The sequence below is a fragment of the Brevibacillus ginsengisoli genome (assembly GCF_050113715.1).
Taxonomy (GTDB): domain Bacteria; phylum Bacillota; class Bacilli; order Brevibacillales; family Brevibacillaceae; genus Brevibacillus_H; species Brevibacillus_H ginsengisoli.
Window position 1 is genome coordinate 53788 of record NZ_JBNJQR010000011.1, and the last position, 24450, is coordinate 78237.

At 45.2% G+C, this 24450-nt stretch carries 24 protein-coding genes and 1 other annotated feature (1 of these 25 only partly in view); of the genes, 11 read left to right on the forward strand and 13 right to left on the reverse strand.

Annotated elements, in window-relative coordinates; all coding sequences use genetic code 11:
- Positions 1-119, reverse strand: a binding site (T-box leader); it reaches 100 nt to the left of the window's first position.
- Positions 120-261: 142 nt separating this feature from the next.
- From ACQCN2_RS20165 to ACQCN2_RS20180, 4 genes are all read left to right on the forward strand, one after another.
- Positions 262-3375 (forward strand): transglycosylase domain-containing protein, encoded by a 3114-nt coding sequence (locus ACQCN2_RS20165; RefSeq protein WP_426930752.1) that lies wholly within the window; start codon positions 262-264, stop codon positions 3373-3375.
- 215 nt (positions 3376-3590) lie between these two features.
- Entirely contained in the window at positions 3591-4223 is a 633-nt protein-coding gene (locus ACQCN2_RS20170) for an N-acetyltransferase (protein WP_426930753.1), read from the forward strand.
- A gap of 20 nt (positions 4224-4243) precedes the next feature.
- Positions 4244-4888 carry a CBS and ACT domain-containing protein gene (locus tag ACQCN2_RS20175; protein WP_426930754.1) on the forward strand — a complete coding sequence of 215 codons (645 nt, stop codon included), beginning with the start codon at positions 4244-4246 and terminating at the stop codon, positions 4886-4888.
- On the forward strand, positions 4885-6039 hold the full coding sequence (locus ACQCN2_RS20180; protein WP_426930755.1) for an acetoin utilization protein AcuC: 1155 nt from the start codon (positions 4885-4887) through the stop codon (positions 6037-6039). Before ACQCN2_RS20175 ends, ACQCN2_RS20180 begins: the two co-directional genes overlap by 4 nt.
- A 305-nt stretch (positions 6040-6344) precedes the next feature.
- Here the strand turns inward: ACQCN2_RS20180 and ACQCN2_RS20185 are convergent, their stop codons facing one another.
- The 4 genes from ACQCN2_RS20185 to ACQCN2_RS20200 form a co-directional block, all read right to left on the reverse strand.
- The gene (locus ACQCN2_RS20185; RefSeq protein ID WP_426930756.1) at positions 6345-6770 is read right to left on the reverse strand and encodes a hypothetical protein; all 426 of its coding nucleotides are present in this window, start codon (positions 6768-6770) and stop codon (positions 6345-6347) included.
- 88 nt (positions 6771-6858) lie between these two features.
- Complete coding sequence (locus ACQCN2_RS20190; RefSeq protein ID WP_426930757.1) at positions 6859-7785, reverse strand: 5'-methylthioadenosine/adenosylhomocysteine nucleosidase; 927 nt, start codon at positions 7783-7785, stop codon at positions 6859-6861.
- A gap of 30 nt (positions 7786-7815) precedes the next feature.
- The gene (ccpA, locus tag ACQCN2_RS20195; protein WP_426930758.1) at positions 7816-8826 is read right to left on the reverse strand and encodes a catabolite control protein A; all 1011 of its coding nucleotides are present in this window, start codon (positions 8824-8826) and stop codon (positions 7816-7818) included.
- Positions 8827-9089: 263 nt separating this feature from the next.
- Positions 9090-10181, reverse strand: coding sequence for a bifunctional 3-deoxy-7-phosphoheptulonate synthase/chorismate mutase (locus ACQCN2_RS20200; protein WP_426930759.1), 1092 nt, complete (start codon positions 10179-10181; stop codon positions 9090-9092).
- Positions 10182-10772: 591 nt separating this feature from the next.
- Between ACQCN2_RS20200 and ACQCN2_RS20205 the strand changes: the two genes are divergently transcribed.
- Complete coding sequence (locus tag ACQCN2_RS20205; RefSeq protein ID WP_426930760.1) at positions 10773-12956, forward strand: cell division FtsA domain-containing protein; 2184 nt, start codon at positions 10773-10775, stop codon at positions 12954-12956.
- Positions 12957-13012: 56 nt separating this feature from the next.
- Complete coding sequence (locus ACQCN2_RS20210; RefSeq protein WP_426930761.1) at positions 13013-13192, forward strand: small acid-soluble spore protein H; 180 nt, start codon at positions 13013-13015, stop codon at positions 13190-13192.
- 44 nt (positions 13193-13236) lie between these two features.
- Here ACQCN2_RS20210 and ytxJ read toward each other — a convergent pair whose 3' ends face one another.
- The 4 genes from ytxJ to ACQCN2_RS20230 all read right to left on the reverse strand — a co-directional run bounded on the left by ytxJ (position 13237) and on the right by ACQCN2_RS20230 (position 15711).
- On the reverse strand, positions 13237-13563 hold the full coding sequence (gene ytxJ, locus ACQCN2_RS20215; protein ID WP_426930762.1) for a bacillithiol system redox-active protein YtxJ: 327 nt from the start codon (positions 13561-13563) through the stop codon (positions 13237-13239).
- 81 nt (positions 13564-13644) lie between these two features.
- A complete protein-coding gene (locus ACQCN2_RS20220) occupies positions 13645-14043 on the reverse strand; it encodes a hypothetical protein (protein WP_426930763.1) in 399 nt (132 codons plus the stop codon).
- A gap of 161 nt (positions 14044-14204) precedes the next feature.
- A complete protein-coding gene (locus ACQCN2_RS20225; RefSeq protein ID WP_426930764.1) occupies positions 14205-15317 on the reverse strand; it encodes a YheC/YheD family endospore coat-associated protein in 1113 nt (370 codons plus the stop codon).
- 160 nt (positions 15318-15477) lie between these two features.
- Positions 15478-15711, reverse strand: a complete 234-nt coding sequence (locus ACQCN2_RS20230; RefSeq protein WP_426930765.1) for a hypothetical protein — start codon at positions 15709-15711, stop codon at positions 15478-15480.
- Between the two features lie 174 nt (positions 15712-15885).
- Between ACQCN2_RS20230 and ACQCN2_RS20235 the strand changes: the two genes are divergently transcribed.
- Entirely contained in the window at positions 15886-15978 is a 93-nt protein-coding gene (locus tag ACQCN2_RS20235) for a YjcZ family sporulation protein (protein WP_426930766.1), read from the forward strand.
- Between the two features lie 62 nt (positions 15979-16040).
- Positions 16041-16127 carry a YjcZ family sporulation protein gene (locus tag ACQCN2_RS20240; protein WP_426930909.1) on the forward strand — a complete coding sequence of 29 codons (87 nt, stop codon included), beginning with the start codon at positions 16041-16043 and terminating at the stop codon, positions 16125-16127.
- Between the two features lie 20 nt (positions 16128-16147).
- On the opposite strand, the gene ACQCN2_RS20245 is transcribed toward ACQCN2_RS20240, so the two are convergent.
- From ACQCN2_RS20245 to ACQCN2_RS20255, 3 genes are read right to left on the reverse strand one after another with little or no spacing between them, the layout of a single operon-like run.
- Positions 16148-17401, reverse strand: coding sequence for an efflux RND transporter periplasmic adaptor subunit (locus ACQCN2_RS20245; RefSeq protein WP_426930767.1), 1254 nt, complete (start codon positions 17399-17401; stop codon positions 16148-16150).
- A gap of 29 nt (positions 17402-17430) precedes the next feature.
- A complete protein-coding gene (locus ACQCN2_RS20250) occupies positions 17431-19791 on the reverse strand; it encodes an ABC transporter permease (RefSeq protein WP_426930910.1) in 2361 nt (786 codons plus the stop codon).
- Positions 19791-20495, reverse strand: a complete 705-nt coding sequence (locus ACQCN2_RS20255; RefSeq protein WP_426930768.1) for an ABC transporter ATP-binding protein — start codon at positions 20493-20495, stop codon at positions 19791-19793. Before ACQCN2_RS20255 ends, ACQCN2_RS20250 begins: the two co-directional genes overlap by 1 nt.
- Positions 20496-20692: 197 nt before the next feature.
- On the opposite strand from ACQCN2_RS20255, the gene ACQCN2_RS20260 reads away from it, so the two are divergent.
- Together ACQCN2_RS20260 and ACQCN2_RS20265 are read left to right on the forward strand one after the other, a co-directional pair.
- On the forward strand, positions 20693-21295 hold the full coding sequence (locus tag ACQCN2_RS20260; RefSeq protein ID WP_426930769.1) for a TetR/AcrR family transcriptional regulator: 603 nt from the start codon (positions 20693-20695) through the stop codon (positions 21293-21295).
- 203 nt (positions 21296-21498) lie between these two features.
- Positions 21499-22611, forward strand: a complete 1113-nt coding sequence (locus ACQCN2_RS20265; RefSeq protein WP_426930770.1) for an aminopeptidase — start codon at positions 21499-21501, stop codon at positions 22609-22611.
- Positions 22612-22657: 46 nt separating this feature from the next.
- On the opposite strand, the gene ACQCN2_RS20270 is transcribed toward ACQCN2_RS20265, so the two are convergent.
- Positions 22658-23194, reverse strand: a complete 537-nt coding sequence (locus tag ACQCN2_RS20270) for a helix-turn-helix transcriptional regulator (RefSeq protein ID WP_426930771.1) — start codon at positions 23192-23194, stop codon at positions 22658-22660.
- Between the two features lie 222 nt (positions 23195-23416).
- Here ACQCN2_RS20270 and ACQCN2_RS20275 point away from each other — a divergent pair, with 222 nt between their 5' ends.
- On the forward strand, positions 23417-24130 hold the full coding sequence (locus ACQCN2_RS20275; protein WP_426930772.1) for a S1C family serine protease: 714 nt from the start codon (positions 23417-23419) through the stop codon (positions 24128-24130).
- 48 nt (positions 24131-24178) lie between these two features.
- On the opposite strand, the gene ACQCN2_RS20280 is transcribed toward ACQCN2_RS20275, so the two are convergent.
- Entirely contained in the window at positions 24179-24331 is a 153-nt protein-coding gene (locus ACQCN2_RS20280; protein WP_426930773.1) for a hypothetical protein, read from the reverse strand.
- Between the last annotated feature and the right edge of the window lie 119 nt (positions 24332-24450).

Below are 24450 nucleotides of genomic sequence, written 5' to 3' on the forward strand. Positions count from 1 at the left end.
TTTGCGCCGAAATACTCCAGACGTGTAATTCACATTGGACAGGCTACTGGTTTGCACCGACCACCAGCTCTCTGAGCAAGCCTCTTTCCAAGCTACTGAAAGTCTTTCATCGTACGTTTGCATGTAAAGATATATTACTACATTCTTATCACAATCCACCGCAGATTGTCAACGCACCGCAAGACTGACCTTCTTATCAGGTATCGTCCGCTGTGTCGATATGGTATAATTGGTGGCATATTCTAGGGGGGACATACTTATATGGAGAAAAATATGACCTCAGCCGATAAAGCTAGTAATCGAAAAAAACGGCGTCGAGGAAAGAAACACATCGTCTTAACCGTGCTCCAGCTCTTATTGCTCCTGAGCTCCATGGGCATATTGATGGCGGGAGGGGCTGTTGCCGGTTATGTGGCTGCCCTGGTCAAAGACGAGCCTGTTCGCAGCTATGATGAGATCTCCAATAAAATTTTCAGTAATTACTTAACAAGTTTTGCCTACTATAATGACGGCTCACTCATTGGTCAATTGCGTGTTGAAGAAGGTGACCGTCGCCTTGTCAAGAAGAGTGAGGTTTCTCAATATTTAATCAACGCCATTATCGCCACAGAAGACCGCTATTTTTATGAACATAATGGAATTGTGCTTCAGTCCACGCTTCGCGGTGCCCTGCAGGAATTCACCAAACAATCCGTCGTAACGGGTGGCAGTACACTCACTCAGCAACTCATTAAGAATACGATTCTTTCACCAGAAGTAAGCCACAAACGCAAAGCCAAAGAAATTTTCTACGCGCTGCGAATTGAACGAATGTTTTCCAAAGATCAAATTCTTGAAGCGTACATGAACGAGATCTACCTCGGAAAAAACGCCAACAACTCCAATATTTACGGTGTGCAAGCAGCGGCCAAAGGAATATTTGACAAGGATGTCAAAGATCTGAATCTTGCCGAATCATCCTACATTGCCGGTCTGATTCAAAACCCAGGCGCTTATAATCCGTTTAATAAAGATGGCTACCGTCGAGGAAAAGAACGGCAAAAAATGGTTCTTGACCGCATGCTCGAAAATAAATACATCAACCAAAGCCAATATAATGAAGCGCTCAATTCCGATCTGAAAGCTGACTTGGCCAAACCAAGCCAACGCGCCTATGCTGAACACCCCTTCCTGATGATGGAAATCGAGGAACGCGCCGCAGAGGCCCTTTTGGATCAGCAGTTAGCGCAAGAGGGTCGGGATAAATCCACCATCGGACGCAATGAATACCGACAACTGATTGAAGACAAGCGCCGCCAGCTCTTCCGTAATGGATATAAAATATATACGACCATCAATAAAGATGTCGATCGGATTATGCAAGAGGTCTCCTCTAATCCAAAGAATTTTGGGAAAAACATCTCGTACACCATCCGTCGCTCAAATGGAAAAACAGAAAGAATCGAGAACGCTTTGGAAGAAGTTGGCGGTATCTTGATTCAGAATAAAACCGGAGCGATTCTAGGCATGATTGGCGGCCGTGACTTTAGTGTGGAACAGACAAACCATGCAACCGTTCCTCGTCAGCCAGGTTCTGCCATGAAGCCGCTCGCGGCGTATGGGCCAGCTTTTGAATTGGGGCTGTTGCAGCCTGGTTCTCCAATTGACGATTCTCCAGTGCTGTTGGCAGATGGGCAGAAAGGTTCCCATTTACCGCTTAACTGGGATAACAAGTACCATGGAATGATGAGTGCCCGTGAAGCGCTTCGCATGTCTTGGAACGTACCCGCTATCAAAACATATCTCAAGGTTGGGATTCCCACTGCTCTCGATTATGTAAAGAAAATGGGAATTACCACACTTAAAGAGGAAGACAACCATGCGGCGACAGGAGTTATTGGCGGGTTGTCTTACGGATTAACGGCGGAAGAAATCACCAACGCCTATGCCACATTCGCAAATCACGGCAGTTTTATTGACGCCTATATGATCGATCGGATCGTGGATAGTCAAGGTAAAGTCGTCTATCAACACCAGGTTGAGCCGCAGCCTGTTTTTAGTGAACAAACCGCGTATCTGATCACCGATATGATGCGTACGGTTGTCAATTCCGGTACAGGTACGACGATTCGCAAATACATTCCATCGAGCGTTGACGTAGCTGGTAAAACAGGGACAACCAATAGTTCCAACGATCTCTGGTTTGTCGGTTATACGCCAGAGCTGTCCATGGGTGTATGGTCGGGATATGATGAGCCTCATCCCCTATCCACCGGGACTCGGCCAATGGAAATCTGGGGCAAGGTCATGAAGCAAGTGTTGAAGCTTAACCCGTCCCTATCGCCTGTGAATGACACCTTCAAAAGGCCAAGCGGTATCGTTAGTATGACAGTTGACAGCAAATCTGGACTCTTGCCTAGTGACCTGTCCAAGGAATCCGGACATCTCATCACCGATTTGTTCAATAAGGAATTCGTTCCAACCAAGGTAGACGATACCCATAAAAAAGCCAAAGTGGTGGAATACAAAGGCTTCCGCTACTTAGCGAAAGAAAATACACCAGAAGATTTTGTTTCCGAGGGAATTTTCTTCAAGAGTCCAGAACCTCTTGCGCTGTCTCCAGAAGAAATCAGCAACAAAAACAGCAAAGCGGGTACTCGTCCTTCCGATTGGGATCAACGACTTCCTGACAAAGAAGATCCGCGAACCGATGTAAGCGGAACACCAGCCCCACCTAGCAATGTGAACCTGACCAAAAGCAACAATCAGATTACGCTAAGCTGGTCAGCTGGGTCAGAACCAGATTTGTTAGGCTATCGAATCTACCGTGCCAAAGCGGACGGTTTATTTATGAAGCTGTCTACAGTAAAAGATCCAAGTACCACTACCTATACTGATACACCAACTGGACCAGCCGGTTATTATGTAACGGCTGTTGATGTCGCCGGAAATGAATCTGCTCCGTCGAAGGTTGCCGCCACCACTTCGGGAATCGAATGGCAAACACCACTGGAGCCAAATCAAACTCCAGGTCAGTCGCCAGAGCCATCATCCAATCCGGATCCAACATCCGGGGTCAATCCAGGTGATTCCAACCCGCCGGAAACGAATAGTCATGTAGGCAGCCCTTCCGCTCCTGCTGGCATTCACATCAGCAAAGTGGAGAATGGCTTTAAACTCAGATGGAATGAAAATCCTGAGCAAGAACAAGTAATGCTTTACAATATTTACTTCGCATCCGATCCGGCAAATGGTTTTACACTGCTTGATACCGTTTCTGGCACAAGTTTTACGCACAAAACCAATAAGAATAATGGTTGGTATTACGTGACAGCCGTGAACAACTACGGTGAATCCAAGCATTCGGACGATGTAAGCAGCAGTCATGCGCAGTAATCGAACACACGCGCAATACAGACCCACCCAGATTGAGAAGGAGATGGTTGATTCCATCTCCTTCTTCACTAAATAACCCCATTCGTTTTCCTTTCGGTTATGCTAACATACAAATAATGACAGCTTATTGAACCTTCTTCTCCTTGAATTACCATCCTTTCCAAATGAGGTATAATAGTGAATAAAATCACGAAAGACGAGGTGAATCAGCACAAATGATTCACACCAAGCAATTCTTTTCCAAGCATATGACAGCGAACGGGCACAACCTCATCATTGAAGGTCCCGTCAGCCCGAGCGATCTGGCAGCAATGAGATTCGACGAGGGATTAAAGGCATTCCGCATACCAGAAGAACAGCATAGAGCACTGGTAGAAATTGCGGAGCTGCCTGAAGGTCGAATTATTGTGGCGCGTGAAGATGATCTGGTTCTGGGTTATGTGACTTTCCTTCATCCCGATCCATTGGAACGCTGGTCACAGGCCAAACTGGAAGATCTTCTGGAGCTAGGCGCGATTGAAGTAAGTGCCAAGGTACGGGCCTCTAGTGTAGGCAAAGAAATGATTCGTGTCGCCTTTCTGGATGATGTGATGGAGGATTATATTGTCATCACAACCGAGTATTACTGGCATTGGGATCTAAAAGGAACGGGGCTTGACGTGTGGGAATACCGCAAAGCGATGGAGAGATTAATGATGACGGTCGGAATGGTTTGGATGGCGACTGATGATCCGGAAATCTGTTCACATCCCGCCAATTGTCTTATGGCGAGAATCGGCAAGCGAGTGGGTCAGGAAAGCATTCTTGCTTTTGATGGCATGCGGTTTCAAAATCGTTTTCTATACTAACCAAGGAGGCGTCCATTTCTATGCGTATTGAACAAATAATGAGAAGGCGGCTTGTCACAGTTACCCCTTCTACTTCTCTTCAAGAGGCGTTAGCATTATTACGAGGAAATCGAATTCGTCATCTTCCGGTTGTAGAGAACGAGAAGCTTGTTGGAATTGTGTCAGACCGAGACATCCGCGATGCGCTCCCTTCTAGTTTGTGCGAGCATGATGATGATGAGATCGTTCTATTAAAACCGATCAGTGAAATCATGCACCGAGACGTTATTAGCGCCCATCCGCTTGACTTTATTGAGGATGCGGCAGCGACCGTGTACGATTACAAGGTTGGATCATTGCCTGTGGTAGAAGCTGGCCGACTGGTCGGAATTGTCACCGAATCGGATATTTTGAATCGCCTCGTGGAGTTGTTTGGCGTAAACAAGCCAACCTCCCATATTGAGGTGGAAGTGGATGACCGAACCGGAATGTTGGCGGACGTGAGCCAAGTATTTAAGGAAGCCAATACGAATGTAAATAGTGTCATTGTCTACCCTGGAGAAAAGCCGGGCAAAAAGAGTCTTGTCTTCCGCATCACCACTATCGATCCCAGACACATCGTGGAACTACTGGAGCAGAAAGGATTCGTGGTTAGTGACCCCATTAAAGGGGGGATTCAACGTTGAGTCGCAGTTCGAAGCTCATTTATTCAGCTGATTATACGACTTACTACTTCCACGAAGACCATCCTTTCAACCAACGTCGCTTGATTCTTACTCATGATCTGATGGAAAACCTCGGGCTCTTGTCAGAAGACCAGATCGTTCAACCAAGACTCGCGACAGACGAAGAGCTTACTCTTGTGCATGACCCTCGCTATGTTGAAGCCGTACGTTCTCAGGGCCATAGCTCTATCGAACTCCCGCAGTCGGCAAGCTTTGGGTTGGGGACGGAGGACGTGCCCATTTTCTCCAATATGCATGAAGCCACCTCCTTAATCGTCGGTGGAACATTACAAGCAGCTGATCTCGTGATGAATGGTGCTTGCGATCACGCGTTCAACCCTGCTGGCGGCTTGCACCACGCTTTTCGTGGACGCGCCTCCGGTTTTTGCGTATATAACGATTGTTCTGTTGCCATCGCCTATATGCGTAAACATTGGGATGCCAAAGTACTTTACATCGATACAGATGCCCATCACGGCGACGGAGTGCAATGGGCGTTTTACGATGACCCTAATGTTCTGACTATTTCGATTCATGAGACAGGGAAATACCTCTTCCCCGGTACTGGCAATCTTACCGAACGCGGAGAAGGAAACGGGTACGGGTATTCTTTGAACATCCCGTTGGAAGCGTTCACAGAAGATGAATCGTTTCTCTCGCTGTATCACGATGTGTTCCCTCGAATAGTTCGAGGGTTTAAGCCAGATGTGATCATCACTCAAAATGGTTGTGATGCTCATGCCTATGACCCGCTGACCCATCTCTCTTGTACGATGAGAATCTATCAATCGATCCCGAGATTAGCCCATCAACTTGCCCATGAATATTGTGAGGGGCGTTGGATTGCGGTAGGTGGCGGCGGATACGATATCTGGAGAGTTGTTCCTCGCGCCTGGACACTGCTCTGGAGCGAGATGACAGATCAACCGCTTCTCGATCAACCGCTTCCCAAGGCATGGTTGGACCGCTGGCAGTCAGAGAGTCCTTTGCCGCTCCCTCCCCATTTGTTTGACGACGTAACACCGTTTCCGCCAATTCCTAGAAGAGCGGAGATTACGGAGAAAAACAAACTGACGTTGGAGCGCGCTATGATGTACGCACCACAGGGGTGAAAAGAAAAGACTTCGTCCCTTTACGCTCTGTGGAAGTTCGCAAGGATGTTAAATAGTCCGCTCACGACCTCCGAAAGGTGAACCGCCAAACGCTTCGCGCCCCTACGGGGTTGGGTGGCGGTTCGGATCCCTTTCTCCGTTCGTTCCCTAGGCATCACTTCCAAGGAGACGGCAAGCGGACGAAGCTCTTTTCTTGATGGGCTTACGCAATGGAAGGAAAGTCAAATCACTTTACCATTGTAAAGCAATTTAACTTTCCTGTATGTAGAAAAAAGACACGATCGCAACGGATCGTGTCTTTTTCGTTATGCGTGAAATACGACTTCGTACACTTCATACAATTTATAAAAGGATGCAAGTAGCATACAAGTTAAAATAACAAACAAAATGTGCCTGAACCGATAGGCCCACTCATATTTGTATTCATTCGGGTTCTCCCATTTCTTTTTGTCCTCTTTGAAATGAAGAAATAGGATAACCAGTAAAGGTAGAATGACTAACAAGATCACGAGACAGAACAAAACTTGGTTAAAGTACTTCATTGTATCCGGGCTAAGAAATGTCTTCACTACTTCTCCAGCCGATACAGCTAACAAGATGAAATACATGATATTTGAAGTGAAGATCTCCGTCGGTTTCTTCTGTTTTTTGATATCCTTACTGATAAAAATCGGGATGAGAATCAATAACAGAAGTGTACTCAGAAGAAAAATGAGTGTATAGCCTGTCATTTGTCGTCTCCTTCATTACGAAGAGCCCCTACCGAAACGGACTTGAAAATGTCGGATAGGAGGCTCTTCTGTACTTTTTACCCTAAAATTATGAAAGAGACAGCAATCGGAGTAATTCTTCTGGCTGATAGCCTTTTACAGCCTTGTCCCCGGCGACTGTAACAGGTACACCCATAAAGCCGAATTTCTCGACCGCTTCTTGGTACTCTCGCTTCTCCATCACATCGCGCACTTCAAAGGAGATTCCCTTTTCAGCCAAAAGCTTTTTCACTAGTTCACAATCAACGCAGCCCTTGGTGGAATAAACGATGACACTTGGAGCAAGTTTGGGCACGATTTTTACAACCATCTCAAACGACCTCTCAGAAGCAAGCTTGGTAAACTCAACGAAGTTTACGTGAGCTGAACCGTCAGCCTTGTCCGACATGGAGCGAACCACAACGAACGGAATGCCGTTCATGGAGCACACTGCCGCTACGGCTGCGCCTTCCATCTCTGTGCAGGCTGCGTCAAACTGTTGATACAGCCATTGTACTTTATCGCGATCCGCTACAAATTGATCACCTGAAAGAACTCGTCCGCTGACAACCTGAATTCCTTCACTGATCGATTGACCCGCTTCAATGGCTAGCTCCTGCAATTTGCTGTCCGCTTTCCAAATCCACTTGTCTGTAAACGGAATCTGCCCTGGCGCAAACCCCAAAGGCGTAACGTCTACATCATGTTGTACACAATCGGTAGAAACCACGATGTCTCCGATGTTAAGCTGTGGATGAACAGCCCCCGCAACCCCTGTAAAAATGACTTGCTCTACCTGATACTGATCAATCAAAATTTGTGTGCACACACTAGCGTTAACCTTGCCTACACCTGACTTGCAGACCACGACAGTCTTGCCTTCCAGCTCTCCCTCGTAGTAGGTAATGCCCGCTTTGGTGCTTTGTGTTGTACCTTTCATCGCATCCAAATACAGCGCTATTTCTTCGTCCATCGCGCCGATAATCCCAATACGCATGCCTCGATCCCCCTGTTTTGTTCCTCGAATTTACTTCTCTTCTGCCTTGGTGCTTTGTCTGTATTCAATTCGGTGAGGAAGCAAAACAACGTGTTCCTCTACGTGTTCATTATTCATGTATTTGGTCAAAAGCCTCATCGCTACGGCTCCAATATCGTACATCGGTTGAACCACACTGGTCAGTCGAGGGCGAACCATTTCCGCCAAACGAACATTGTCATAACCCATAACCTCAATATCCTGAGGGACACGTAAACCGGCGTCCTGAACAGCGTGAATGGCTCCAATCGCCATTTCGTCACTTGCCGCAAAAACTGCCGTTGGAGGCTCGCTTAGCTTGAGGAAGTCATTCATATGGGACAACCCGGTTTTATACATGTAGTTGCCGTTTGCCACCAATGCTTCATGGAAAGGGATGCCTGCGTCTTCAAGGGCTTTTTTGTACCCTTCAAAGCGTACCAAACCACCCAATGGATCATTCGCTGGGCCCGTAATCATCGCAATTCGTTTATGGCCCTCATCGATAAACAGCTTCGTCGCGTCATATGCGGCTTGGAAATGGTCAATCGTGACAGATGGAAGGACATTGTCCGCATCTCTGGTCGCTGCCAGCACAACCGGAACAGATGCGGTAGAAAGTGCTTGCAAGTGATCTTCCTTCACTTCTCCGCCCATGAACAAGAGACCATCTACTTGTTTTTCCAATAAGGTATTGATCAATTGCAACTCTTTTTCCAGACGTTGGTCTGAGTTACACAAGATAATATTGTATTTGTACATCGTTGCGATATCTTCAATCCCGCGTGCCAACTCGGAGAAGAACATGCTAGAGATATCCGGGATGATGACGCCCACCGTTGTTGTTTTCTTACTAGCCAGGCCTCTCGCAACCGCATTCGGGCGATAGCCAAGACGTTCTATTGCCGCTAAAACTTTTTTGCGGGTAGTTGGTTTCACATTCGGGTTTCCGTTGACCACACGCGATACAGTGGCCATTGATACGCCTGCTTCACGTGCGACGTCATAGATGGTAATTGGCATGACGATCCTCTCTCTTTCACCCATATTCTGGTTTTCATTTTGATTTTCATAATTAACTAGCACATATGATACGATACACAACCTGTTGTTGCAATCGTTTTCTTCATTAAAGTGTGAAAACTTTATTCCGCTTTCGCAAACTTGATATAGATTCGTCTCTTCTTCTGTTCGCTCCTTCATAGCATGCCCTTTTTCTGTGAAAACGTGACGAAATAAAAAAGCTCCGCCGGGAAATCCCCCAGCGGAACCCTTAACTCTTATGATTAACGACCAGAAAGCTCATCCTTGTACAATCCTGATCCTCGAAGTTGTTCTAGCATCTCGTTGAATTGAGGGATGTTGAGCTGTTGCTTCGCATCAGACAGAGCAACATCTGGATCCGGGTGAACTTCTACCATGATTCCATCGGAGCCAACGGCAAGTCCTGCTTTGGCTGTTGGCAACAAGAGATCGCGGCGTCCGGTAGAATGTGTAACGTCTACGAATACTGGCAAGTGAGTCTCTTGCTTTAACAGTGGCACAGCAGAGATATCCAGCGTGTTGCGGGTTGCTTTTTCATAGGTACGAATTCCTCGTTCGCAGAGCATGACTTGCGTATTACCTTCTGATAGAATGTATTCCGCCGCGTAAATGAATTCCTCGATTGTAGCAGAAAGACCGCGTTTCAAGAGGATTGGATGGTTGAGGCGTCCTACCGCTTTAAGAAGCTCGAAGTTCTGCATGTTGCGGGCACCGATTTGGATGACGTCAATGTGCTCAACCGCCGCTTCCAAATCGGCAGGAGTCACAATCTCACTAATGGTCACGAGATTGAATTCATCGCCAATTCGTTTCAGGATTTGGAGACCTTCCACACCAAGGCCTTGGAAATCATATGGAGATGTACGAGGCTTGTATGCGCCGCCACGAAGGACACGCAAACCTTGTTTGGCGTGATTTTCGGCTACCGCGCGAACTTGCTCGTAGCTTTCAACCGAGCATGGACCTGCGATGAGAATCGGGTTGGCGCCACCAAACTCTACCCCTTTAATCGTAATCACTGTATCTTCCGCTTGCTTTTTGCGACTTACCAGCAAGACTTTTTTATCATCTGTTTTTTGCAGGTCGAGAGAAGCTTTAAAGATTTGTTTGAACAGGTGACGAATCGTATCGTCAGTAAATGGACCATTGTTATTCTCAACCAACAGATTCAACATTTGGCGCTCGCGCTCAGGATCAAAACGGTTAACCCCTTGCTTAAGCTTTTCTTTGCCAAGGCTTTGAATCAGCTCGGCCCGTTTGTTAATCAGAGACAAAATTTGAAGATTGATATCATCTACCTGCTTGCGAATTTTCTCTACCGGCTCATTGCTCATTACTCTCTCCACCTCTCATTTATCTGATAGTACTCTCCCAAAGTTAGGGATTATTATAAGGGAACAAAATCAGTTTGTCAGCATTTTAACGCCAAAAAGCGCGAAAGTGAATTGTAAAGAAAAATATAGCGCTTTCAAAGCGAAAAGACTTCGTCCCTGTTCGCTCTGTGGAAGTTCGCAATGAAGCAGGAAAGTCCGCTCTCTCAATCCGAAAGGAAGTCGCCAAACGCTTCGCGCCCTTCGGGTTGGGTGGCGCCTTTTTTCCCTTTCTCCTTTCCTTCGCTAGGTATCACTTCCAAGGAGGCTGCAAGCGACGAAGTCTTTTCTTCAGCTGGCTTACGCGGATGGAAGAAATGTATAATTACTTTACCATTGTAAAGCAATTATACATTCCAATTTGATTTAAAAAACTCGGTTATACCGAAGTTTTTCGGCAACAATAACCGCCAAATATTTCCACAAATGTAACGATCATTTCATGAATTATTCAACTGTTTTCGACAAGTTTCTTTCATCCAGCTTTCCAACTAGTATATTATGGAGATGGGAGTTGTCCTAATTTCTTTTTCTTCTTATAAAGGAGTGGCGTACGTGTCACACGATGATCAAGTGACTCAGGCAAATGAACGAATCTTTGCCTTGGATATTGGAACCCGTAGTGTAGTCGGGTTAATTGTTGAACCTTGTGAGGATCAATTTCGCGTTGTCGATTGCGTCATCCAAGAACATAATGAACGCTCCATGCTCGATGGTCAAATTCACGATGTGGTCGCGGTTGCTAAAGTAATCGATCAGGTAAAAACCAAACTGAGTGAAAAGCACGGATCCCTTACGAAGGTTGCTGTTGCGGCTGCGGGACGTTCCTTGCAAACCCGTCGAGCAACCATTGAAATCGATATCTCTCCGCTTTCCTGGTTGACCAGAGACGATTGCCTGCGGCTCGAATTCTCCGCTGTCCAAGAGGCCCAGTCTCAATTAGCCCGGGATTTAAATGACCGTGATTCTACACACTATTACTGTGTTGGATACAGTGTCGTCAATTATTATCTTGATCATGAAGTGATTGGCAGCCTGATTGATCAACGCGGGGAAAAAGCCCGGGTTGAAGTAATTGCCACCTTCTTACCTCGAGTGGTCGTGGACTCTTTGCTTGCCGCATTAAAACGCTGTGATCTGGAAATGCAAGCCCTTACCCTGGAGCCTATTGCCGCCATCCATGTCTTAATCCCTCCGACTATGCGTCGTCTGAATATTGCGTTGGTTGATATCGGGGCTGGTACTTCCGATATAGCTTTGACCGAGGAAGGTACGATTACCGCATACGGAATGGTCCCTGTCGCTGGCGATGAAATTACAGATGCATTGATGAATGCCTTCCTGCTTGATTTTCCGATCGCGGAATCGGTCAAGCGAGCGCTCGGTGAACAAGAGGTCGTGGAGTTCCAAGATATCCTAGGAATAGAACATTCGCTTACAAAAGAAGAGATTGTCTCGGCAATTGACACCGATGTCTCCAGTCTCGCAAAGAAAATTGCCGACAAAATCATCGAGTTGAACGGGAAATCGCCTCAAGCCGTTATGTTGGTCGGCGGCGGAAGCCTAACGCCCAAACTGCCTGAAAAAGTGGCCGAGTTCCTCCAGATTCCAGCAGCAAGGGTGGCTGTACGAGGTGCTGACGCCATCAAGCAATTTGTGGGTAGTCACCCGCTGATTAACGGCCCTGAATTCGTTACACCAGTCGGTATCGCCGTTGCAGCCCAGCGCAATCCGATCAAGTATGTAACTGTCAATGTGAACGGTTCTCCAGTACGTATTTTTGATCTGCGCAAGATGACCATGGGAGATGCCTTGCTTGCCGTTGGACTGGATATCCGCCGCTTGTATGGTCGTCCCGGCATGGCGATGACGGTAACTTATAACGGACGGATGCGCTTCATCCCTGGTGGGCATGGCACGCCTCCGATCATTACCAAAAATCAAGTAGCTGCAGCCCTCGATGAATCCATTGCCGATGGGGATGAGATCGTGGTAATCCCTGGACAAGACGGCGAAGAAGCAAAGTCGACGATTCTGAATTTGCTGACAGAAGCCGATACACTCGACGTGTGGATTAACAACAAACCTTTTTCATTAGGCCCGATCGCTTATGTAGATCAGAAGCGTCAGGAATTATCTGAAGGCCTGCACGATCGAGCTCAGATTGAAGTAAGGCTCCCTCGTACATTGGCGGAGGTCTTGCATGAGGCGAAGATAGAATCTGATATAGAATCTGATCAGCATTCGAGTTCTATCCGCTTTACTTTAAACGGGCAGGACTACACCTTGCCGCAATCGACTCGAAAATGGTTGGTCAATGGCAAGGAAGTCAATTTACATAGTCGCATCAACTTAGGTGACCAGATTGAGTGGATAAAAGAAGAGATCCCCCTTCCAAAAATCCAAGACATCGTGCCACCAGATCAATGGGTACAACAGGAAATCAAGGTGTTCTTTAATGGCAAACCCGTTACGATTGAAACTGGTCAAATAACGGTAACCATGAATGGGCAGAAAGCTTCATTGGCGGATTCGGTCCTGGACGAAGCCATCATTCAGGTGCAATCCTCCGCAGGTTCAGCGCCTGTATTCAACGATGTGTTCCGCTTTGTGGAGGTTTCGCTGAACAAACCAGAGGGCGCTCAGGTTACCAGACTCGTCATGCTGATTAACAGCGAACCCGCCTCCTTCCAATCGGAGATTTCAGCAGGAGATCGGCTAGAGCTTTATTGGGAATAAGAAAACCTCTCCAAGTAGATATTATGGTGGTTACAAACTATAAGGGAGGTACATCAATGGATGCACAACGCGCTCAAGAAATTGCATCTTCACCTGTCATGGCCCAAGTAACCTATAATGGAGTCCCCATTTATATTCAACATGTTAGTGAACGAAATCAAACGGCCAGAATTTATCCACTTGACCAACCCGAAAAAGAGCAAATGGTACCGCTCTCCACTCTCCAAGAGCAATAAACCAATAAAGCAGGTAGCCTTTTAACTGGCTACCTGCTTTAACTTTATCCGATCGCTTCCGTAATGGATTTTTTGGTGATCTTCCAATGGGATGTGTGCCATTTCACTTGATTGTCTTCCAACAAGAATATCTGCGGAGATTCATGCTTAATGCCATAACGCGCTTCCACTTCATTGGAAACCGGCCGATCTTCGCGCACAAGAATCATGGCGGCAGGGATTGAATGATCGGATAAGAATGCTTCAAACTCGTCAAAGGCGGCAGTACTGATTGGGCATACGGTGCTGTGCTTGAGGATCAGGCGTTTGCCTGGTTGATTCACGAATTCATTCAATTCATCGATCGATTGCAGTTTCGTGGTATTGGACATTCTACTCACTCCTTTACTCCCATTTCATCATGAATAGGATGGAAAGGCAAGGCAGCGATCGTATGTAACTCTCGTATAAGTTTACAGGATGACTTGATGCAATCTACGCCGTGTATCATTCATCCAATTATGGTCACCAAGTGATTGCGCTAATAAAAATATATCAAGAAGTTCATTAATTCTTTCTTCGATTACATCCTTCACATCAATCTCTTCGTATTTATCAGCCACTGCGACCAAGACGTTGGAAAATTCTGATAGAGAATTGAAATCGATCTCCTGCCTTAAAGGAAGCGTTCCCAAATCTTCCATCAGCTGTTTCAATTCTTTTTTAACAGTTTCCACAACCTGGGAGTGTGCGCATTCTTCATTTAAGCACGCGTAAACGGGTACATTCTGAATCTTCACGCGGCTGCGGTACACTACATTGCGCAGCATGATGCTCATTTCGCATCCACAGTGGCTGCATATCTTCTGCATGAATTATTCCCCTCTCTTAACCTTCTCTAACAGTAAACATACTCTTACTAAAATTCGTGAAGTCCAATTAAAATCCTGCCCTAAGTCTCGTGGTACATGGTGGATAAAGTACTAGAAAGACCCACTCGAGAAAATCTTACGCAAATAGGAAAAATGCCTCCTCAACCACTGGAGGCATTCTCGCTTTGTTGTGTCTTCAGGAGATACAAGGCGTACTGCAGCGGCCGTTTGATTGCTTGCTTATAGCGTGCGGTTTGCTTAAGTCCTTTGAAAATATCGCGACCCGGCTTGGGATTTTGCTCAATCAACCATACTCTCCCATTCACGTCTATACCGATATCCAACCCGAACTCCATCATCCGACCGTAATGGTTTTCAACAACGTGTACCAATCGGTAAGCCAATTGGGAGCAATCCTCCAAGATCTGATTGGTTTTTGCCATGCCAAATCGAGGTTTTAAAAAAGCAATCGCATCGACTGCCTTCCCGCCACCATGCAAATTAGAAGTCGAACTTTTTTCTCCTCCTACTCTAACCCCTACTCCGGTTATTTTCCACACTCCAAATTCATCCTTCTGAATCAGCAACCGCATATCCACTGTACGATCCGGAACCAAATTCAGATCCAATCCCTGCTGGACCAGAAAGAACTCATTCTCCAGCTTCTCATCCTCTATCCAGCGTTCCACCCATTTCAAGAGTTGGTTTTTGCCGCTCACCTCTGTAATGACTTTACGGTTGTCATGCTTGCTTCTTCCCATGAGATGAAACTGGCCCTTATTTTTCTTAATACGAACAATACTACGCCCACCCGTTCCGTTATTCGGTTTAACATAGATGACTGGGTATTTGTCGATCATCTCAAGCAGGTGTTCCTTGCTAAACTCCTCCGTTTCAGGTAACCAGCGGTGCATCTGTTCATCTTGGGCCAGTACCTGATACACGTTCCACTTGCTGGAGAATCGGCTGTTGGCGTAGTTAAATAGCGGCCGTTTCCGAAATGACAGGTAGTTTTTGTGCTTCGGCTTCGGGTAATACCGATAGCGATCAATGACGATGTCGGGCCAATTAAACCACTTACTCATCCACCCACCCTCACTAGATGGGATATATCCGCGAATTTGCCGCTTCGCCTCAAATACGTCATCGGGTGAAAATAAAAAAACGGTAGCCCCGAGCTCTTTTCCTTCTTTAATTAAGCGTCGAAAATAGGCTGGTTCCGCGAACTTGGTGCCGCTTCGCCAGGTTAAGATCCCGATGGTTCTATTAGTCATTCTCTCACCCTCTTATTCAACCACTTTAGTGCTTCCGTATCAGGTTATGTGGCCCATTAAAAAAAGGTACTCACCCAATGGCGCAGTACCTTACTGTCATAAAATTCGAATCAAACTCCCCACCCAACGAAAACCACAGGAGTTTCGTCAGGTGGTTTGATTAGGTGTAGACCACATTAACCTTTTCACATTGCGGGCAAATCGCTACTTTGCCCGAGTGACCGTGCTCGTCTTCCACCCGATAGCCAATAATCTTGCCGGAAGAACAAAACAAGCATTCCTTATTGAAGTCCATATCATACTGCGCTTTCCAAACAATTGACTTAAACCCTTCTCCAACTCGAATGGTAATCATGTCCTGATCTCGAAGCTGAGCTAGGGATACTCTTCTCATGGGGATTTTCATCCTTTCGTTTTTTGAAGTCATTTTGTATCCTCTAGCTTTTCCTTGAATTCAGAATAATAAACCTATCTCAAGAAATATAGGCATATGCCGTGCCAGGTTAATGCCCTCTCCCATATGTTATGGGTGTAAACAACAAATACACAAAACAAAGGAGGATTTCACATGAGCAGTCTTTTTAATGGATGCTTTGAAGACTTCAATTTGATTCTAGTTCTGTTCATTCTCTTGGTTATCGTAGGTGCTTCTGATAACTAATCACTAGCAACCTAAATCATAAGCAATTGGATATTACAAAAGGAGGAGTTACCTTGGGCAGCATGTTCAATGGTTGTTTTGATGACTTTGCGTTAATTCTTGTTCTATTCATTCTCTTGGTTATCGTTGGAGTATCTGAAGACAATTAATGACTTCTAAGAAGGAAAGGCTAGCGATCAGCTAGCCTTTCCACTTGTATGCCCTCTTTTAGCCCTTGTGTTTGGGGATCGCGGATAACGGAATCGCCTGGTTTCAAGCCTTCTTCGATCGCCACATCTTCCGCAGTTTCATATCCTTTTTTCACCACTTGCACGTGTGCTTTTCCATCTCTGACTATCCATACGGCATCACCTTTGTTATAAGAAAACAGTGATGTTTTTGGCAAGACCAGTTTCTTTGCTTCTGTATGGATAGGAAAACTGACATCGACAGTTGAACCAATGATCAATGAGTTAGAAAGCTGAGTTGGTTGGACGCGCAACTTTATCTTGCGTTCTGTGATACCCAAAGGAGATACGGTTTCCACGGCTATTGAGGAGATTTGGCTCACTTTTCCGCTGATGATCACGTCTTTGTTTTTTCTTTTCTGCGTAATGGTTACATTCATACCTTCTTTAATATCCTGAAAATCCTCCTGCAAAATAGAAACTTCTACATACCAACGTTCAGTCTGAATAAGTGTCAGTACATTCGCTAGCGGAGCAAGGCTAGCTCCTTCTTTGTAGTCGATTTGTTTGATGATCCCGCTCATCGGGGCATATACCTTGCCATTCATCAATTGATCGTTTAGTTGGTCGATGCGGGCCTGGATTGACTGCTTGGAGCCTGCGAATTGCTCTTTCAGGCCCGATGGTGTTCGGCTTTGTTCTTTGAGCAGACGAAGAGCCTCCTCTTGTTGCGCTAGCCGATTCTTTTTGTCTAGATCGTTTTGCAGAACCTGTTCATATTCTTCTTTGCTAATTGCATTGGCTTCGAAAAGAGCAAGGGACCGTTCCAATTCCTTGTCAGCCGTTTCCACCTGTAAATTGGCTTGATCAATGGAAAGCTCCTGCTGTTTTAGCTGGGCGGAGTAAGGCGGAAGATAAGCAGAAGCGGCCTGACCAGAGATACTTGCCAATTGACCTTCGAGATCAGCCAATTGGAACTGGAGATCTTTTGTATTCAATGTAAACAGCAGGGAGCCTTTATTCACCCGGTCACCTACGTGAACGGCCATCTGTTCGATTCTCCCGCCTATTTGAGAGCTTATCTGTACCTCTTTATCAGCCACGATGGTCCCTTCTTCAACCAAGGAATCTGTCAGCGTTTGCGGCTGTACCTGGATCAGTTCAACAGGTAGCGGTTTCATCCAACTGTACGCGCTATACCCTACAAGAACTAAGACGATTAGGCCGATTATGCTCCACTTTAATGGCTTTTTCATCGTACTCACACACCTTTTTATGAGGGGAGTTACTCCCGATCTTTTAGAACCTCAATCATGGACATGCTTCTGATTTTCCTGGCGATGACACAATGGGCCAAAAGAATAGCCACTACTGTAAAGAGTAGAGCAATCGTGTATGATGCTGCCGAAATCCCAATTGGCACGTTGAAAAGATCGCTATCCATAGATTTGATCAGAGGATATTTGAGCAATATAGAGACCGGCAGGCCGCACAGGATGGCAAAGGTGCCAATAAACCACTGTTCCAACGTAATCACTGACAATACTTCTCTTGATGTCATCCCTATCACCCTGAGCGATGCCAATTCCCGCTGCCTTTCAGCAAGCGAGATCATGCTTGTATTGTAAACGATGGCAAATCCGGTAACCGCCGCAAACGCGAGCATGATCCAAGTGAAGTAATTGTAAGAATCCAATAAAGCAAATAAGTTGGCAATCAGGCGGGCTTTGTCATCCATGGACAAAATCATGGCTTGATTGCGATATTTCTCAAATAGCCGAGAAACTATATCGTGCTCACCGGACAATACGACGGAAGTTACCATCTTCCCTTGTCCCAACTGGCGCTCCAGCGCGTTGATATCCATGTACGCACCCACACCGAGACTTTCTGGAACAATGGCGGATACGTTGAGAGTATATTCCTCTTGATTCGCCCACACGCTTTTTAGTTGCAAAAGAGATCCGACTCGCGCACCCAATTCCTCAGCCAGTTTGCTTGACAAGATGATTCCATGTCCCGGAAGAGCAAGTCGCTCACCCTGTTCGTCATATAGTGTGAAGAGATGAGAATCCTGTTCAATGCCGGTAATAAGCATTTCTTTTTTATGCCAGTTGTGCGAAATCTCTACAGGGGCTTCCAGCAGTCCCTCCACACGTTTGATGCCAGGAAAATGACGAATTTCGTTTAGTACCGCCGTTTCGCTTTGAGGTGAGACAAACGTCATTTTCCCATCGTAAGTTTCTACTTGGCCATAATGAGTTTCGATGATCTCACGGGAACCATCCTGAAAAGAAGAGAATATTGCCATCAGACTAAATGTCAGCATGATACCAAGAAAGCTGGAGAAACTCCGCTGTTTTTTCCGAAACACATTGCGTAATGCCATTTTCCCTTGAATCGTAAGGTTGCGCCAAAGGATTGGTACTTTTTCCAGAATGGTTCGACTGGCTGATAAAGGAGCAGGTGGTCGCATCGCTTCTGCTGGTGAGAGCTGCAGTACGGATCGGCAGCCCATAAAGCCGGCCAAAAGGCAAAATGAGACGGAAAGAGCCATGCTAAATAGCAACCAACGATAGGAAAATTCCTTGGTGATCCCAGGTAAATTGAAGACACCTTCATAGACGGCAGTAAATGGCGAGGCAAGCATTACGCCGATGTATCCTCCGAGCAAGCCGCCGATTAAACCGATAATCAAAGCATGGGACAGGTAATGGAAAAGTATATCCTGATTGGCAAATCCAAATGCCTTCAGGATTCCGATCTGACCACGTTGGATTTCTACCATTCGTTTTAAAACAATGTAAAGAATAGCTGCTGCCACAAGCAAAAACAGGATCGGCATGGAGGCTGCCATCGATCGCAAACCGTTCAATTTTTGTGACAATATGGAATCGCTTGTATGATCCTTGCGCGAATAGATGTGCTTTAGTCCGTATTTTTCCAATCTGGGTTTAAGCCGCTCCTCTACGTCATCGTTAGAAACCCCTGGCTTCAATGTAAAACTGAGCAGGTTGGCAGACCCGTGATTGGAAAAGAGTGATTCAATTGTCTCATCTGGAATATAGCCAATTCCAAACGTCTTAGGAGAAGTAAACAGAACCCCGCCTACCCCCAATGCATAAATGAAAGACGGGCTCTGTCCACTTCCGGCAATGATCAGATCCACCTTTTTTCCGTTAATCAATAGAGACAAGTGATCATGTGGTTTCAGATTGTTTGTTTTTAAAAAGTTTGCATCCAACCAGATTTGCCGTTTTTGTTTGGAAGCGTAAGGTTCTCCTATGAGTTTGACCCCGTTTAGAGCTTCTTTCTTATTCGCTGGAAAGGATACGAGTCGCAGTGTCACGTTATCCTGGTTTGCTTCCGTAACGACGCGAACATCTTTGATCATCTGCCCCTCGATTTGTGCGACTCCCTCGATTCCACTCAAGTGCTGGATCTCACCTGCGGGAATATCCACCAATTCGGCAAATCCATCAGCAAAATGATACTGTTGATAAAAGGCGCTTTTGGCTCTGTCCAAATTTTCAATCACCATCGAGGTTGAAGAGAAAAAAACAAGGCCGATCATGATCACAGCGATGCATGCAAGATACGATGATCTGTTCTGCCACAAGTCACGACGCAATTTTCGCCACAGCATCACCAGATTACCTCCTCTGGTGACCGTGGTTGTTCGATGGTTCTGATACTTGCAATCATTCCGTCTTTTACATGGAAAACACGATCAGCCATTTCAGCAATACCGGCATTATGCGTGATGAGAATGACCGTTTTTCCATACCGTCTACTGTATTCCCGCAGAACTTTAAGTACAACAATTCCTGTCTCTGAATCAAGCGCTCCTGTAGGTTCGTCACAAAGCAATAACTGAGGGTTTTTGGCAATGGCTCTCGCAATCGCCACCCGCTGCTGTTGACCACCTGACATCTGTGATGGAAAATGGTTCAGCTGATCGACAAGCCCAAGTTCAGTTAGTACATCAAGCGCAGGAAGTGGGTTTTTCACTATTTCGCAGGACAACAGCACATTTTCCAAAGCGGTAAGGTTCGGCATGAGATTATAAAATTGAAAGACGAAGCCTATTGTGTGACGCCTGTAACGGGTAAGTTCATGATCACTCATATTCTGCATGGGACGACCATGATAGTACAACTCGCCAGAACTTACTCGGTCCATTCCGCCAATAATGTTGAGCAAAGTACTTTTTCCCGAACCGCTCGGACCAAGGACGACAACGAATTCCCCTTCGTAAATATTGAAGTTGACCGAATTGAGTACATCTACCCGTACTTCTCCCATCTGATACCACTTGCGAATGTTCTTGCCTTCCAACAGTACGTTCATGTCATCAACTCCACTTAGGCTCTCTCTTTGCAAATTGGAGAGAATATAGAACAATTGCACTTCGAACAAATTTGAACAAAATGAAACGAAACATTTAAATTGTTTCATTTTATGAGTTCATGGTATGATAATCAAAAGAAAAGTTCAACAGTCAAAATAAAAAATTTATGAAATGGCAAAATCATGAGGTGACTCGTGTGGATCAAAGTAATGAACGAGTAAACAAAAAAAGAGCCGCTATCCTGACAGCGGCCAAAAAATTGTTAAAACAGTACCATCCGAATAAAGTTAGCATTCGTGATATTGCTTCAGAAGCGGATGTCTCTGTTGTGACGATTTATAATCATTTCCAACATAAAGAGGGATTGATTTTCCACATTGTTAAACAAATGGTGGAAGATCAGATTGAGTATACCCGATCGGTTTTGGAGAGCGCAGGCGATTTTCAGGAAAAACTACAAATACTAATGATGAATAAAAGCAAGACAATCGCCGATTTTCACCCAGAGTTTTTCAATTATATGATGGGTCAGTCTGGATTAGTTACGTACCTGAGTGAGATATCCCATTCGATCAGTTTCCCCCTGCTTCAACAATTAATCGAACAAGGCAAAGAGGAAGGTGCTATTGCCGAAGATATGCCAATCTCCCTGATTATGAGTGTGTTTGAGCTTTATTCTCGAGACATGACCTCCCGAAACAGCATTTTATTATCCAACCATAACATTGCAAACGAATATGAAAAAATCGCGGAGATCTTGATCTACGGAATTTCCGGAAAAAAGCAAGAAGGTAAGTGAATAGTATTCGCCAAAAGAGGCATACACTAAATTACCGAATCTTGCATGCGTGTTTCGTATTTGGCTACTCTAACTAGAGTAGCCTCTTTTTTAGAAAAAACTTTTTTGCAGAAGAAAAATTTTTTATCTTCAGACTTCGCTTTATTAAATTTTTTGTGTACAATTATATGTATCATGGCAGAAGAAAGTGAGGTACATACCCGATGAAAGATCCACGTTTAGTTCAGCTTGCTGATAATTTAGTCAATTACTCTACTCGCGTACAGCCAGGAGAAAATGTACTGATTTACGCGATTGGTCAAGTTCCTGAGTTAGTTAAGGCTGTTGTTCAAAAAGTATATGAAGCTGGCGGAAATCCATATGTGCAATTGATTGACCAAACCATTCAACGCGAATTGTTGATGGGAATCAAGGAAGAACAGTTAGCCGTCATGAGAGAAGCAGACGTTACTTTCATGAAAAAGATGGACTGCTACATCGGCATTAGAAGCGGCGATAACATTAACGAATTGTCCGACGTGCCAAGCGATAACATGAGCCTCTACAACCGCTTATTCCAACGCCCGGTGATGGATGTCCGCGTACCGGAAACCAAATGGGTTGTCCTGCGTTATCCGAACGCTTCCATGGCTCAATTGGCAAATATGAGCACCTCCGCTTTTGAAGATTTCTACTTCAGAGTGTGCAACCTTGATTACAGCCACATGTCTAAGGCAATGGACAATCTGGTTGCATTGATGGAAAAAACCGATAAAGTTCGAATTACTGGACCAGGTACCGACCTGACCTTCTCTATCAAAGGAATCCCGGCAATCAAATGTGCGGGTAACTACAATATTCCAGACGGTGAAGTATTCACAGCACCTGTAAAAGACTCTGTTAACGGTGTCATCTCTTACAACACGCCGTCTCCTTACAACGGCTATACCTATGAGAATGTGAAGCTGACCTTCAAGGACGGTAAAATTATCGAAGCAACCGCTAACGATACGGAGCGTATTAACAAGATTTTTGATACAGATGAAGGCGCACGCTATGTTGGGGAATTCGCGATCGGTGTCAATCCTTATATCCAAAACCCGATGAAGGATATTCTGTTTGACGAGAAGATCGACGGAAGCTTCCACTTCACTCCTGGTCAATCCTATGATGAGGCGCCGAATGGCAACAAATCCTCCATTCACTGGGATCTTGTCAATATTCAGCGTCCTGAGTGGGGCGGCGGCGAAATCTACTTTGACGATCAATTAATTCGTAAAGATGGCCGTTTCGTCTTGCCGGAATTGGAATGCCTCAATCCTGAGAACCTTAAATAGGGAGAAAAATAAGAAACCCAGCACATCAAATGTGCTGGGTTTCTTTTTAGTTTACGCTGGCATGTAGGCCGTTCAGGATTCGATCTCGATTAGTCTCCATAAAGTCACGTGTGGAATCGATCAGGTGGAGGGAAAGCTCCCAACACATTCTCTGATAATCGTCGAGTCCTTCCCCCTGTTCAGTGAATCTTTTCTCCATTTGCTCGAAATGTTGTTTCTCGAACGTGATGCTGTTATCAAAGAGTGTCTCCAGCTCATCTTTGCTTCTAAGAGAGCCAAAGAATATTTTTACTAACAGATCGGAGCGAAGCATCGGAAGTTGAATCGGCGTATTGATTTCCGTGAGAAACAGTTGTTTCCCCTCTTCCGTAATGTTGTAGAGGATTTTATTCGGTTTCCCGGATTGAACGATTTCCCGCTTGGTTACATAGCCTTCTTGTTCCATTTTGCGCAAGGCAGGATAGATCGCTCCATAGCTGGCATCGTAAAAAAAGCCGATATGATTGGAAAAAGCTTGCTTGATATCATACCCACTCATTTCACCATAATTCAGAAAACCTAGAATAATCGTTTTAACGTCCATTTAAAGGCCTCCAGGTACATCACTAATTTTGAAATATATTCGTATTTTTTTGAAATAACCTTTACTTACATTATAAAAGTAATTTCTTTAGTATATCAATACAATCGCAAAACTTTTTACCACGAGTTTACAGTAAATCTTTCGGCAAACCAAATAAATGGGCGTTCCTCTCACGTTTCTTTGCCATACAATGATACATACCTAATCAGGGGTGATCGAACGGTGAAACGCAAAAAATGGTCGACCTTTGTGAAAAGTACTTCCGTTATCAACAGCCTACATCCACTCAACTTTTTGGTGCCCCTAGTGGAACAGGTAAAAGACGGTGTCGTTTCCATCATCACTCAAGATACTCCCAATTCCAAAGACATCAACAAATTGATACAAAACTTCCTTGGAATGAAGGCGAACCCTGAAGATCTTACCGAACGCAGTTTTGGTTCAGGCTTTATTATCAACCCCAGAGGATATATCTTGACAAGCGAACACGTTATCGGTAAATCAAAGAACATTATGGTAAAGCTTTGGAACGGGAGAATCTTTGACGCCAAACTAATATACGCTGATGCGAAACGAGATTTTGCTATTATCAAAATACAGGCTGATTTTCCGCTATCCCCTTTGCCTCTTGGGGACTCCGCTTCAACCAAGGTTGGCGAATGGGTCATTAGTGTAGGTGCTCCACTAGGCTTAGAGAATTCGGTTACTTGCGGGATTATTAGCGCCAAAAACAGACGCTTACAAGTCTCTCACCGATATTATGAAGAGATCTTCCAGACAGACGCAGCCATCAACCCAGGGAATAGTGGCGGGCCGCTGATCAACCTCAGGGGTGAAGTGGTTGGAATGAACGCGTTCATCATCCAGTCGAGTCAATCATTAGGCTTTGCGATTGGCATCAATTCACTTAAGCCCCATCTTCAAAAAAATATGTAACAAAGTAAAAGGAAGAGCGTAGTTGGCTCTTCCTTTTACTGTTCAACCTTATACATCAGTCGTGTCTTGTTTTTTCAAAGCAAGCAGGTAAACTGATTCTCCCTGCAGATTTAATTCTGCTTCAGCCTTTTGAAGATTGGCTAATTGCTGACCATCCAATTCGGCTAATGGTAATTGGTCAAGATGATTATATTTGTCCATACGCCCTCCAAATTTGACAATATTGTGTCAATCATTTAAATTCTTGTAATAATTGACTTGTCATAGCATTTCCCAATGGACATTGGATTATGAATCATTGTAGACTCTACTATGGTACA